Origin of the sequence: Gibbsiella dentisursi (genome assembly GCF_039539505.1) — a bacterium.
Lineage (GTDB): Bacteria > Pseudomonadota > Gammaproteobacteria > Enterobacterales > Enterobacteriaceae > Gibbsiella > Gibbsiella quercinecans.
In genome coordinates, this window is record NZ_BAABDG010000002.1 from 893,574 (window position 1) to 905,948 (window position 12,375).

Annotated in this window: 11 protein-coding genes; 8 read left to right on the top strand and 3 right to left on the bottom strand. The window is 50.0% G+C overall.

The features are described from left to right. Nucleotide 1 precedes the first annotated feature (1 nt). From ABFX35_RS04505 to ABFX35_RS04515, 3 genes are all read left to right on the top strand, one after another. A complete protein-coding gene (locus ABFX35_RS04505; RefSeq protein WP_279028650.1) occupies nt 2-616 on the top strand; it encodes a sarcosine oxidase subunit gamma in 615 nt (204 codons plus the stop codon). A gap of 152 nt (nt 617-768) precedes the next feature. Next, the gene (locus ABFX35_RS04510; protein ID WP_346079429.1) at nt 769-1,563 is read left to right on the top strand and encodes an IclR family transcriptional regulator; all 795 of its coding nucleotides are present in this window, start codon (nt 769-771) and stop codon (nt 1,561-1,563) included. Between the two features lie 5 nt (nt 1,564-1,568). After that, on the top strand, nt 1,569-2,183 hold the full coding sequence (locus ABFX35_RS04515; protein ID WP_279028654.1) for a helix-turn-helix domain-containing protein: 615 nt from the start codon (nt 1,569-1,571) through the stop codon (nt 2,181-2,183). An 87-nt stretch (nt 2,184-2,270) separates the two neighbouring features. Here the strand turns inward: ABFX35_RS04515 and ABFX35_RS04520 are convergent, their stop codons facing one another. Together ABFX35_RS04520 and ABFX35_RS24145 are read right to left on the bottom strand one after the other, a co-directional pair. Then, nucleotides 2,271-2,570, bottom strand: coding sequence for a hypothetical protein (locus ABFX35_RS04520; RefSeq protein WP_279028655.1), 300 nt, complete (start codon nt 2,568-2,570; stop codon nt 2,271-2,273). Nucleotides 2,571-2,648: 78 nt separating this feature from the next. Further along, nucleotides 2,649-2,837 (bottom strand): winged helix-turn-helix domain-containing protein, encoded by a 189-nt coding sequence (locus tag ABFX35_RS24145; protein WP_428832180.1) that lies wholly within the window; start codon nt 2,835-2,837, stop codon nt 2,649-2,651. Between the two features lie 703 nt (nt 2,838-3,540). On the opposite strand from ABFX35_RS24145, the gene ABFX35_RS04525 reads away from it, so the two are divergent. The 3 genes from ABFX35_RS04525 (at nt 3,541) to ygjG (ending at nt 6,355) form a co-directional block, all read left to right on the top strand. Continuing rightward, the gene (locus ABFX35_RS04525) at nt 3,541-3,930 is read left to right on the top strand and encodes a winged helix-turn-helix domain-containing protein (RefSeq protein WP_346079432.1); all 390 of its coding nucleotides are present in this window, start codon (nt 3,541-3,543) and stop codon (nt 3,928-3,930) included. Between the two features lie 3 nt (nt 3,931-3,933). After that, nucleotides 3,934-4,539: a response regulator transcription factor gene (locus ABFX35_RS04530; protein WP_346079434.1), complete on the top strand. Its 606-nt coding sequence runs from the start codon at nt 3,934-3,936 to the stop codon at nt 4,537-4,539. Between the two features lie 397 nt (nt 4,540-4,936). Then, nucleotides 4,937-6,355 (top strand): putrescine aminotransferase, encoded by a 1,419-nt coding sequence (gene ygjG, locus ABFX35_RS04535; RefSeq protein ID WP_346079436.1) that lies wholly within the window; start codon nt 4,937-4,939, stop codon nt 6,353-6,355. 143 nt (nt 6,356-6,498) lie between these two features. Here the strand turns inward: ygjG and ABFX35_RS04540 are convergent, their stop codons facing one another. Continuing rightward, nucleotides 6,499-7,821, bottom strand: a complete 1,323-nt coding sequence (locus ABFX35_RS04540; protein ID WP_346079438.1) for an APC family permease — start codon at nt 7,819-7,821, stop codon at nt 6,499-6,501. A gap of 735 nt (nt 7,822-8,556) precedes the next feature. Between ABFX35_RS04540 and ABFX35_RS04545 the strand changes: the two genes are divergently transcribed. Both ABFX35_RS04545 and ABFX35_RS04550 read left to right on the top strand, forming a co-directional pair. Continuing rightward, nucleotides 8,557-10,944: a TonB-dependent receptor domain-containing protein gene (locus ABFX35_RS04545; RefSeq protein WP_346079440.1), complete on the top strand. Its 2,388-nt coding sequence runs from the start codon at nt 8,557-8,559 to the stop codon at nt 10,942-10,944. Nucleotides 10,945-11,008: 64 nt separating this feature from the next. Further along, complete coding sequence (locus tag ABFX35_RS04550) at nt 11,009-12,037, top strand: hemin-degrading factor (RefSeq protein ID WP_279026113.1); 1,029 nt, start codon at nt 11,009-11,011, stop codon at nt 12,035-12,037. Nucleotides 12,038-12,375: the final 338 nt, after the last annotated feature.

The following is a 12,375-nucleotide window of genomic DNA, read 5'->3' on the forward strand; positions in this document are numbered from 1 at the left end:
CATGATATCAGCACTGGCTTTTGCGCGTATGCCGCTCGATCACCTACCTGAACCGCCGTTATTGGGCCCAGAGCATGCTGAACAGACGACGTTGGCCGATTGCTCGCGAGTCGGTCGGGTGGGGTTTCGCGGGCGGCAGGCGCCCGTCTGGCTGACGGCGCGTGGCTATCGTTTGCCCGATCGCCCGAATCAGACGCTTTGGCAGGATGATGGCAGTCTGGTGGTGCGTTTGTCCGCCAGCGAATTCCTGCTGCTGGGCGCGCTGGCTGATGGCGGCGCGCGTATGCGCCAGGAAGAAGCCGATTGGCAGTTGGGCGAGCAGGCGTGTTACCTGTTACCGCGCCAGGATACTCACGCCTGGTTGGCTCTGGCCGGGCCACATGCGCACGCGGTGTTGGCCAAGCTGTGTGGCGTCAACCTGAGCCCTGCCGCCTTTGCGCCGGGCTGCGTGGCGCAAACCTCGGTGGCGCGCAGCAACGCGATCATCATTAACACCGGCCTCTCAGGCGAAACACGGTACTGGCTACTGATGGACAGCACTGCCGCTTGCTATTTTTGGGGTGTGCTGCAGGATGCTATGGCGGAGTTTGCAGGCCAGACGGTGCGTATACTTTAGATTGCCCTCGTAGCGCAGGATTTACCTATTCGCTTTATTGTTATGCCTGATTTTGCTTAACTGATTGGCATTGTATCCCTTTTAATACTTCGTATTATGCCCGGCAGCGTGTCAGGTGTTGGGCGAGTTACCTCTTTTGGATGAAGGCAGATATGGCAGCAGAAATGTCATCGGAGAATGATTACACCGTCCCCGGTTTATTCCGCGGGTTGAAAATCCTGGAAATGTTTAGCAGCGAGCGGCGCATTCTCACCGTGCAGGATTTCGCCGACGCGCTTGGGGTCACCACCTCGGCCATTTACCGTATTATTACGACGCTGACGGAGATGAACTATCTGGAAAAGGTGGCGAAAAACACCTATCAACTTGGGCCGCAGGTTATCTCCAATGGTTTTAGCTATCTGGCCAGCCGTGATGTAGTGGATATCGCTATGCCGCACCTCAATGCTCTGCGAAACCGCATTTCGATGTCGTGCCATTTGGGGATCCGTGAAGGGCAGGATACGGTCTATATCTACCGTTCGTTTGCTTCACAGCGGCTTTCGGTGAACGTGCCGATCGGCACGCGCATCCCTTGTCATTGCAGCGCAATGGGGCGGATATTGCTGACCGAACTGAATGAGAGTGAACTTGATGCGCTGTATCAGCACGCACGGTTGGATGGCTATGCGGTGGCGGCACCACGCACCTTGCCAGAGTTGAAACAAACTGTTGCGCAGGATCGCCTCACTGGCTGGGTTGAGCATCGTTCCGATTTTGCCACCGCGTTCGCCACCGGCCTGCGAAACCACCATAATCAGATCGTCGCCGCCATTAATGTTTCCGGGCCGGATGCTATTATGGTGGAAGAACGGCAGAAAGCGGCGATCCGCGAGGCGTTGCTGAACACCGCGCAGGCTATCTCATTTGAGCTTGGCAACAGCCACCGAGCCAATAATCAGGAATAACCCGCATGAGCAGGCCCATTACCACGGAAAAGCAGGCGACGCGGTTAAGCCTGGAGCAACATATTGCGCGCGCCATTAAGCAAAAACGTCTGTCGCAGGGGTTTAAAATTTCTGACGTAGCGCGCATCGCCGGTATCAGCCCAGGTATGGTCAGCAAGGTCGAGAATGCACAGGTATCTACCAGTCTGGATACCCTAAGCCGGCTTTGTGCGGCGATCGGCCTGCCGGTGTCCAAGCTGTTTAGTGATTACGATCTGGTAGGGCGCGGTGCGCAGTTGGTGAAAGCCGGGGATGCTATGGAGGTGGTGCGCACCGGTACTGAAGTGGGCCACACCTACCATCTTCTTAGCTATCAGCATGGCCCTAAAAAGCGTTATGAGCCATTTCTGGTTACGATGGATGATGCCAGCGAAGTCTTCCCCAATTTTTGCCATCCTGGCCATGAGTTTCTCTACTTGCTGGAAGGCAAGCTGATTTATCGCCACGGTGAACGTTTTTATGACATGGATCCCGGCGACAGCTTATCCTTTGACGGGGCGGTGCCCCATGGCCCGGAAAAGCTACTGCAGGTGCCAATTCGCTTACTCTCGATTATTCATTACGATGAGAATGAAGAATAAAGGGGACAAGCATCGGCGTTGTTTTTATAGCTCATACTCTTTATAACAATAGAATGCGGATGCCTGATTGTTCACGAAAAACGGATTTCAGTAAGAAAGTGTAGGCGCTTTCGATATTGCTGTGAGATGTTCATAAGGATAAACCGTGTTGTATTGGCCTTTACTGTTATTGGGAATATCAATACTCGGCTTTCTGTCCGCCTGGCGAGCGGCCACGCTTTCTACGAATTCATGATGTGAATCATATGGATTACTGGATATGGCTTTATTGGTGATGAGCGTTACAGCGATTATCACCGTCAGTAAGGCAGAAATGACGAAGGATCTTTTCCTGACTTTTCCTGTTATTAATCCTCTAGTTATTGGCTTTGCTTCTGTCTTAAACATGACTTTTCTTTTTTTACCGTTTTGTCGAAATAAAAGCCTTGCCTGGGAACAGTGATTATCAGTTTTTTTACCATCTGCCTATACGGCATTAAAGGCTTTTCTAAGTATGGATATATTTTGATATAGATTATTAGGGGTAACCTCCTGGCTTTTCATTCCCCATGCAAACTCATAGAGCTCCTTCTGTGAGACCAGTGCTTGTTTTTCCAGCAACAACTGCAGGCAACGGCTTGCTGGGGTTGTTAGTGCTATTTTTTCTGTGGTTATCCTTACTTAAAATTCTGTTTTCGTTAGGTATGAATATGACATTGTCATTGATAATAAATTTATTAGTCATAACTTATTACCTATTTAGTAGTATATGGCCTGTTGGTAAGTAAATATTTTATCGAAATCCTATCATAAAAAAATAAATTGATAAGAAAGATCTTGCTTTCATTTATGGAATGTTTTTTTTTGTTAAATGGACGCCCGATAAGTGCAGGTTGTATCACCGTATTATTAACTAAGCTTTAATTATTTTATATAACTAGTTGATTGAAATGACATTTAATTAATTTAAGAATCTTAAGTGAAAAAAATCCTTAATAAACTGTTTTGTCTTTTTATTGAGTAAAATGCTTTTTATTATCTATAGGTAATGAGTTGTTCGATTGGTGTAAGTATTTATAGTTATTAGTGTTTAGTTCTGGAATTTTGTTTAAATATGATTGTTTATTTTTATTGTTTTTTGTGTGTGGTTTTAAGCTTGTGTATGCCGTTTTATTTTTATTTTGAAATGTAATGTTGGTTTTTGTTGTTTTGTTGGTGTTTTATTCTTTACTTTGCCGTTAATGCTGTGTGATTTTTTGATTTTTTAGGGGCGATTGATTTGTATTGGTTTTGCTGTTCTTGAAGGTTATATTTCTAGCGGGATATAGCCATAGTGTAATTTAGCTATGGGTTTAAATAAGACAGGAGTCTATTTCTAATGGAAAGAGTGTTAGCCGGTTATTATATAGGCCATGATATTCGTTTTGAGTTAGAACATCGTAAATTATCTTCAATTAAATTTAAAGGGCAAGAATATATACTGCGCGACACCATGATGCGCCTTTTTGTTTATCTTTTGAAAAATGCTAATGGAGGGATTGTATGCAACGAGGATATTTTATTCCATGTTTGGGATCAGCATGGTTTGAAATCATCGAGCCAACGTTTATGGCAAGTCATGCAGCAGCTAAAAATAAAAATGATAGCATTAGGCGCTCCGCATGATTTCATTATGCGGGTGGAAGGGTTTAATGGAAAAGGGTACACATTAAAGAGTGATCTTATCAGACCATATTATTTCATCTGTGAAAAAACAAACAAAGAATAAATAATGGATAATACTATTAATCTGTATGTTTTATCAGAGGATTTTTATTTTATCTTTGGCCTCTCGCATATTATTGATACCAAAAAATATAAATTATATGCGCAACATGTCAGTAACGGATGCCTGTCGTACCATCCTGTATCTGGCCGTAACAATATCGTTGTTATAGATGTGGTTACCCCTGAAAAATTGCATGAGTTAATAGAGAAAATACCTCGAGGTGTGAGGGTTGTATTTATGTCTAATATGAGTTTTCTGCCTGATTCTACGTACGGTTTTATCTCAAAAAAGGTGTCTGTTAAAACGTTGCTGGCGACGCTGGAAAGATACGTGAATTGGAATGAAATAATAAAATATCCACTCACATCCAGGGAGTTAGCGGTGATCAGCGAATTGGCCAAGGGGTATGCGCCGCACATGATTTCCCGCCGGTTAAATATTTCGGTAAAAACGATTTCGACGCATAAAACCAATGCGTTAAAGAAACTGGGAATTGTGGATAAAATGAATGGGTTATCCATGTTTTATTGCAATGATATTATTTACAAGCTCAATGTATTGATTTGCTCCAGATACTATTGGAACAGTGATTATTGTCATGGTGCTTAGTATCGGCAAGGGCGGCGAGCTGGCGTGTTGTTAGCGCCGGTGTGCTTCTTTACTACGGCGTGGCCTTATGGCCACCCGCTAACATCGCTGCGCGTTGTCGCCCAGGCCGGGGCAACACCCGTTTTCCTTAGTTTCGCGAAACCAGCGCAACCTGAGGTGCCGCCCAAATGCCCCACAATGGGGCAAACAGCCCCATCGTGGGGCGGAGCGCTATGCTGTCGGGCGCTGCCCATAGGTTATTTTTCTCGCACAACTGTCAGGGTTATATTTTACTTTATACTTCAAAATTCTTTATTTTTAGCTGAAGATCTTTATTTAGTACCTTGATAATTTTCTGGCGTGCTTTGTGCTTTACTTAAATTGGCATCATGTGGTGCCAACAAACAAGGAGCGCATTTTGTCCAGACAGCCTAACCATCTCAACCCGCTAGAGTGTTCTCAGCAGGCATTAAAATGGATTATGAGTGATACCCTGTCTGCGGAAGATGTTGCAGCGTTAAATAAAGAAACGCTCGATGCTTTTCGCGACTATGTTAACCCTGGGTTTTTAGAGTACAGAAAATCCGTCACGACCGGCGGCAGTTACGGCGCCGTAGAGTGGCGAGCCAACAGCCCGAACACGCTGTTGGATACGCAAGGCAACGAATATCTTGATTGCCTGGGTGGTTATGGCATTTTTAGCGTTGGTCACCGTAACCCTACGGTGCTGGCAGCGGTTGAAAAGCAGTTAAGCAAACAACCCTTGCACAGCCAGGAGCTGCTGGATCCGCTGCGCGCCATGTTGGCTAAAACGCTGGCAGCCATTACACCCGGCAAGCTGAAATACAGTTTCTTTGGTAATAGCGGTACGGAATCGGTTGAAGCCGCACTGAAATTAGCCAAAGCATATCAATTCCCTCGCGGCAAATTCAGTTTTATCGCCACGCACGGCGCATTCCACGGCAAGTCTTTGGGCGCGCTTTCCGCCACCGCCAAACCGGCATTTCGTAAGCCTTTTATGCCATTGCTGCCCGGTTTCCACCATGTGCCATTTGGTGATATCGAAGCAATGAAGAAAAAGGTTAAGCAGTGCCATAAAAATGGTGAGGGCATCGCTGCGGTTATCCTGGAACCTATTCAGGGTGAAGGCGGGGTGATCCTGCCGCCAGAGCAGTATCTGCCGGCAGTGCGCGCCCTGTGTGACGAAATCGGCGCGTTGCTGATTCTGGATGAAGTACAAACCGGCATGGGGCGTACGGGTAAAATGTTTGCCTGCGAGCATTATGGGGTTCAGCCGGATATTCTTTGTCTTGCAAAAGCGTTGGGCGGTGGTGTGATGCCTATTGGCGCCACGGTGGCGACGGAAGAAGTGTTCTCTGTCTTATTTGAAAACCCCTTCCTGCATACCACGACCTTTGGCGGTAACCCGCTGGCCTGTGCAGCGGCGTTAGCGACGGTGAACGTTCTGTTGCGCGATCAATTGCCCGAAAAGGCCGCCGAAAACGGTACCTTCTTGCTCAATGGCCTGAAGAAACTGGCGGCCAATTATCCTGAGCTGATCGTAGAGGCCCGCGGCATGGGGCTGTTGCAGGCGATCGAGTTCCAGGAAAATGAAATCGGTTATACCTTTGCCAGCGAGCTGTTCCGCCAGCGGATATTGGTGGCCGGCACGCTGAACAATGCGAAATCGGTGCGCATCGAGCCGCCGCTGACCATTACCCGTGAGCAATGCGGCCACGTATTGTTGACGGTGGAACAAGTGTTGGCCAAGCTACAGGCGCAACGAGAAAAGGGCGTTGAAGAGGCATCGGCTTCCGTTACCGAGGAGATGCTGTAATTTAGGCTTCGGTAATGCGTCTTAAAAAGCCAGTTCGATTATCGAGCTGGCTTTTTTTATCGTGGGAATTGACTAGAGGAGGCGCTGCGTTGACGCCCTTGCCAGCGCCCGAAGGGGCGCCGGCAAGGGGGAACCGCCGGTGGTTATGAAAACACCAGCTCTCTTTTGGTGATCCAGAACCAGACCACCCAGCCCAGGCCGATGGCGGACCATACCAGGCCCAGGAGCATTGCGTCCTTGTCCAGATTAATCCACATCCCTCCCACGCTGATAATCCCCAGCAGCGGCAACAGCAGGTTGTACAGGTACTCCCTGGCGTTGGTGAGCTTGCGGTTTCTGATGGCAAACAGCGCAATCACTGAGACGTTAACCGCGGTAAAGGCCACCAGTGCGCCAAAGCTTATCAGCGACACGGCGGTATCCAGGCCAAAGAAGACGGCGCTCATCGCCAGGCCGCCCACGAACAGTACGCAATACAGCGGGCTGCCCAGGCGCGGGTGGATATAGCTGAAAAATGCGCCGGGGAAGATACCGTCGCGCCCCATGATATGCAGCAACCGCGCGGCGCTGGCATGGGAGGCCAGCCCTGAAGCCAAGGTATTCACCAGAATGGCAACCAGAAAAACCGATTGGAAGAAGGCGCCGCCCACATAGAGCACGATTTCCGGCATGGCTTCCGAAGGGTTTTTGAACGCTGCATTGGTAGGGAAATAGAGTTGGATAAACCATGAGGCGATAAAGAAAATGGCGCCGCCGACCAATGCGGTTAAAAATACCGCGCGGGGAATGACGTGCCGTGGCTCATGGGTTTCATCGGAAAGCGTGGTAACCGCATCAAACCCCAGGAAAGAAAAGCACAGCACGGCGGCGCCGCTGATTAACGGAATAATACTGCTATTGCCGTTCAACAGTGGCTTCAGCGTCCAGAGCGCATCGCTGCCCGCCTGGTGGCTGACGCCCTGGATCACCAGCAGCACAAAGACGCACATCAGCAGCACCGGCGCACCGACAAATAAGAAGTTAAGGTTCGCCAGCAGCTTGATATTGCGGCTGTTGATCCAGGTGACCAGCGTGGTAAACAGCACGATCCAAAGCCAGGGCGGCAACTGCGGGAACAGCGATTTCAGGTAGATGCCCGCCAACAAGGCATTGATCATCGGTAATAGCATATAGTCCAGCAGGGAAGCCCAGCCAACCATGAAGCCGGCATGGTTGCCGCAGGTTTTACGTGTATAGGTATAGGCGGAGCCCGCTTCGGGAAACGCCCTGACCATTCTTCCGTAGCTGAGCGCCGTCAGCAATACCGCAACCAATGCCAGCAGATAGGCCAGCGGCACCCGCCCGGCGGTGATGCCGGAGACGATGCCAAACGTATCAAACACAGTCATTGGGGTCATATAGGCTACCCCAATAATCACCACCTGCCATAGCCCCAGCTTTCTTTTGTCTGTTATTTCTTCAGCCATATTTTTCTCCACCCCATCTAAAAAACGAGCACATAAGTTTTTAAGCAATAATTGTGCCTTCTGGTTAAAAAACAGAATTAAACACGGGGTTGCCGAACGAACCGGCGCTGGCCGCGGAAATGGTACCCTGAGTGATAGCGGGCACGGCTTGCATCGTGGGCCTATACATCAAATGCCGATATTCTAATGGGTTGTGGAACACTGCCAGCGAATGGTTATCCATGTGGTTTGTAATGGTAATTGCCCTTGTCGTATGCGGCTATTGCCTTTCTGCCACATCGCGGCGCATTCTTCCCTAAGAGGAATATGCTGGGAAGTTGCAAATATAAAAATTTTTATTGGTTTTTATGCGGCTGTTCAGGCGATGCAAAGATAGCCGGAAGTGGTTGCGCTGTGGGCGCGCTTAAGCGGATTAACGAAAATTATATTGTCAGTAATACGTTGTCTTTAAGCACAATAATGAAAAAATAATGTTTTTATTGTAAGCGTTTTAATAAGATTTATTTTTATGTGTTCGATTTAATGCGAGGTAAAGCATTATAAATAATGTGGGTTTGGCGCTTTGTTATCTTGGGGATGATATTTTGTTGATAAAGCTTATCATTCAAATTAAAATCCACCGCGTACTAACACCCTATAAAAACATACATTAATCTAGTGCAGTTTATTTAAACAGTTCGTCTTTTTTGGAAGCAATGTGTGAGCAAATACTAATAACGAGTCAAGGGTTATAAGATGCTCACATCCACGAAATATCAGGGATATACAAAGCAGAGGCTGATGAAATTGGCGGTTTTGGCCGCAGCTATTCACTGTGCGTGCGGCTATGCCGCAACTGTCGCCAGTACTGGCAGCAATACACAAGACCAAACTACCACAGCAAAAAAAACCGCTAATACCGATGCGGATATTACGGTAACTGCTACGCCATTGCCAAAAGAGGCAGGCAGCAAAACAACGATTACCGCTGCGCAAATGCAACAGGAAGGCGGTAACGACTTCGGCACCATTATGCGTTACCAGCCGCTGGTAACGGCTACCGGCGCGGCCGGCGGTTCCGGCACTGGCAAGAGTGGTTTCGATCGCAGCGGCTATACCGGTTATAACATCCGCGGTCTGGAGGCCAACCGGGTTTCCATCGATGTTGACGGGGTTGAACTGCCCAGCGCCACCGGGCGTAGCTATGTTAGCCGTGCCGGCACCGGCACCTTTGGCATTGGCCGTGACTATATCGATCCGTACATGTACGGTTCGGTGGATATTGCCCCGGGCGCAACCGAAGCCGCTAACGCTAACCAAGCCCTTGGCGGGGCGGTTTCATTCCGTCCAAAATCTGCCGACGATTACCTGTCGCCGACCAAATCCACATACTTTGGTTACCAGAGCGATTATGATTCATCCAATCGTAGCTGGCACAATGGCTTCACCGCCGCAGGCGGCGATGAAACGTTGCGCGGCCTGGTGGCTTACAGCCGCCGCGACGGCCAGGAAACCCGCAATAACAGCGGCACGGTAGACGCCAACCCGGCGAACTGGCACTCCGACGCGTTTTTGGCTTCGGGCATCTGGCGGATTAACGACGCCCACCAATTGACCGGTACTTTCGATTACTACAACAAAACCAATCACACGCATTACGATGCCTGGAATACCGCCGGCAGCGCGACCATTGGCACCAACGAGCAGACCAGCAAAACCCGCCGCTGGGCCGCCAGCCTGGAGGATCTCTGGACGCCGGATGCGAGCTGGATTGATGTGATCGACAGCAAAATCTTCTATCAAAGCACCGAAGCGCATGACCGCACCTACGGGCCCAACTCTACCGGCAGCAGCCTGGTCACCACCTATTCGAACTACGACACCAAAACCTATGGTTTTGAAACCAAGATGGCGAAAGACTGGGGCATTCATCAGTTCCGTTGGGGCCTGAATGCCCGCACCAGCAAAACCGAGCGCCCATTCAACCAGGATCCGACACAGAGCTCCTACACCTATATCATGCAACCTGAAGCCAACAGTGAAAGCTACAACCTTGGCGCGTTTGCACAGGACACCATGACTTGGGATTTGGCCGGCCACAACTTCTCGGTGGTGCCGGCGGTGCGCGTGGCTTACCAGAAAACCAAACCGGACGATCTTTCCACGCTGGCCAGCGGTTCTCTGACCGAATCCGAATTGCAAACGCTGTACGGTTCAACCAGCGATACGCAGGTGCTGCCGTCTTTGAGTTTCCTGTATGATATTACGCCAAAGCTGACCACCTATATTCAATATAAGCGCGGCGCCCAGTTCCCGAACGCCAGCCAGTTGTATGGCTCATGGAACCTGAGCTCCAGCTATGCGGGCAGCAGCCAGTATGCGCTGATCGGCAACGCCGATCTGAAAACGGAAACCAGCAACAACTTCGAATGGGGTTTGAAAGGCGAAGCGGTTGAAGGGATCACCATCAGCACGGCGGCGTTCTACAACAGCTATAAAAACTTTATTGATTACTCGCGCTATACGCGTGCAGCGAATCCAGAGCGGTTCACCAATATCCCAAGCAATATCTATATTGCCTATCAGGCTGAAAACCGCGACAAGGCGTATATCTACGGCGGCGAGATCAGTGCCAAGTTCAACTTCGGCACCTGGTTCCAACAGGTTGACGGCCTGAGCGCACGTCTGGCGTATGGCATGGCCGAAGGGGCGGCGAAATCCAGCTACCTGGGCGATAAATACGTTGATCTGGAGAGCGTTGCGCCAATGCGTGCGATTGTGGGCGTTGCGTATGACGATCCGGGCCAGGTATACGGCGCTGCGCTGACCGCAACCTTCAACAAGGGTAAACGCGCGACGGCCACCAACCGTGAAAGTTACAACAACACCGGTACGGCAATCACTGATTCCACCACGGAATACATGAAAGTGCCTGGCTATGGCCTGCTTGACTTCACCGCTTACTACCGCGTGACCAAAAACGTGAAGGTTAGCGGCGGCGTTTACAACATTACCGACCGTAAATACTGGGATTATCTCAGCAGCCGTGATATCGAAACCTCAACCAACCAGGATCTGAACGATCAGGCTCTGGCGGTACAACCAGGCCGCACCTTCCAGTTAGGCGTGAACGTTGATTTCTGATTTTGATCGTCAATAACAACCCGCCCTGGGCATTGCCCAGGGCATTTTCATGAGTAAAAAATAAATGAGCAGCCGTTACCAACATTATTTGGCATTAAAAGCCGAACACCCTAAAAAATACGCCCGAGATCTGGCTGCGCTGATGGGGATCAGTGAAGCCGAACTGACGTTGGCGCGCACCGCCGCCGACGCCATCGCCCTGAAGCCGGATTTCAGTGACATCCTGCATGCGCTGGAAAGCGTGGGGGAAACCAAAAACATTACCCGCAATGAGTATGCGGTGCACGAGCAGGTTGGCGCATACAGCAATCTGAAGCTGGGCCAGCATGCCGGCCTGGTGCTGAACCCGCGTGCACTGGATTTGCGCCTGTTCCCGCACCTGTGGCACAGCGCATTTGCACTCACCGAGCAGACTGCCCGCGGTGAACGCCAGAGCCTGCAATTCTTTGATCGCCACGGCGATGCCGTGCTGAAAGTCTACGCCACGGAAAATACCGATATGGCCGCCTGGGCCGCGTTGATTGCACGTTTCACCCAATCCGCACCAGAAAGCCTGGCGCTGGCGCCAGTGGCAGCACCGCAGTATCAGGCCCAGCCCGATGCCGCCGCGATTGAGCAACAGTGGCGGGCAATGACCGATGTGCACCAGTTCTTTGTGTTGCTCAAGCAGCATAATATTTCGCGTCAGCAGGCGTTCCGCGCCGTGAGCAGCGATCTGGCCTGGCAGGTAAGCAACCAGGCGTTGCGCCAGGTGCTGGAAAGCGCACAGCAGGAAGGCAATGAAATGATGGTCTTTGTCGGCAACCGCGGCTGCGTGCAGATTTTCACCGGCGTGATTGAGAAAGTGGTGACGATGGAGCAATGGATTAACGTGTTTAATCCACAGTTTACCCTGCACCTGCGTGAAGATTGCATTGTTGAAAGCTGGATCACGCGTAAACCGACCGCGGACGGTTTTGTCACCAGCCTGGAGCTGTTTGCCGCCGACGGCACGCAAATTGCCCAGCTGTACGGCCAGCGTAGCGAAGGGCAGCCGGAACAAGAGAAGTGGCGTAAGCAGGTTACCGCACTCCGCGCAGTGGGTGCCGCCTAAGCCGTTTTATCCCTCTGCAAGCGATAAAACGGTGTAAGAACAGTGCGCCAGATATATTATTTGGCGCCTATTTAAATCAATAAATACCTTTCATATATCAGCCCGCATGTGTTTTGGCTGTGTTTCCCAGCCCGTCCAGAGGCTTCACGTCCATGGCGTCATCTGCATTATTAGCGTATGTATTTGCACAACCTCGAAAATTTCCCTTTGTCATCCGCAAGTTATGTAGCACGGTAATTACACGTGGTTTTTATATTCGAATCTATTGAATAGATTCATACTGTGCGGTGTTATTCTCCATAGCGAATGCTTTTCACCTATCCTTATTGGCAACGGTT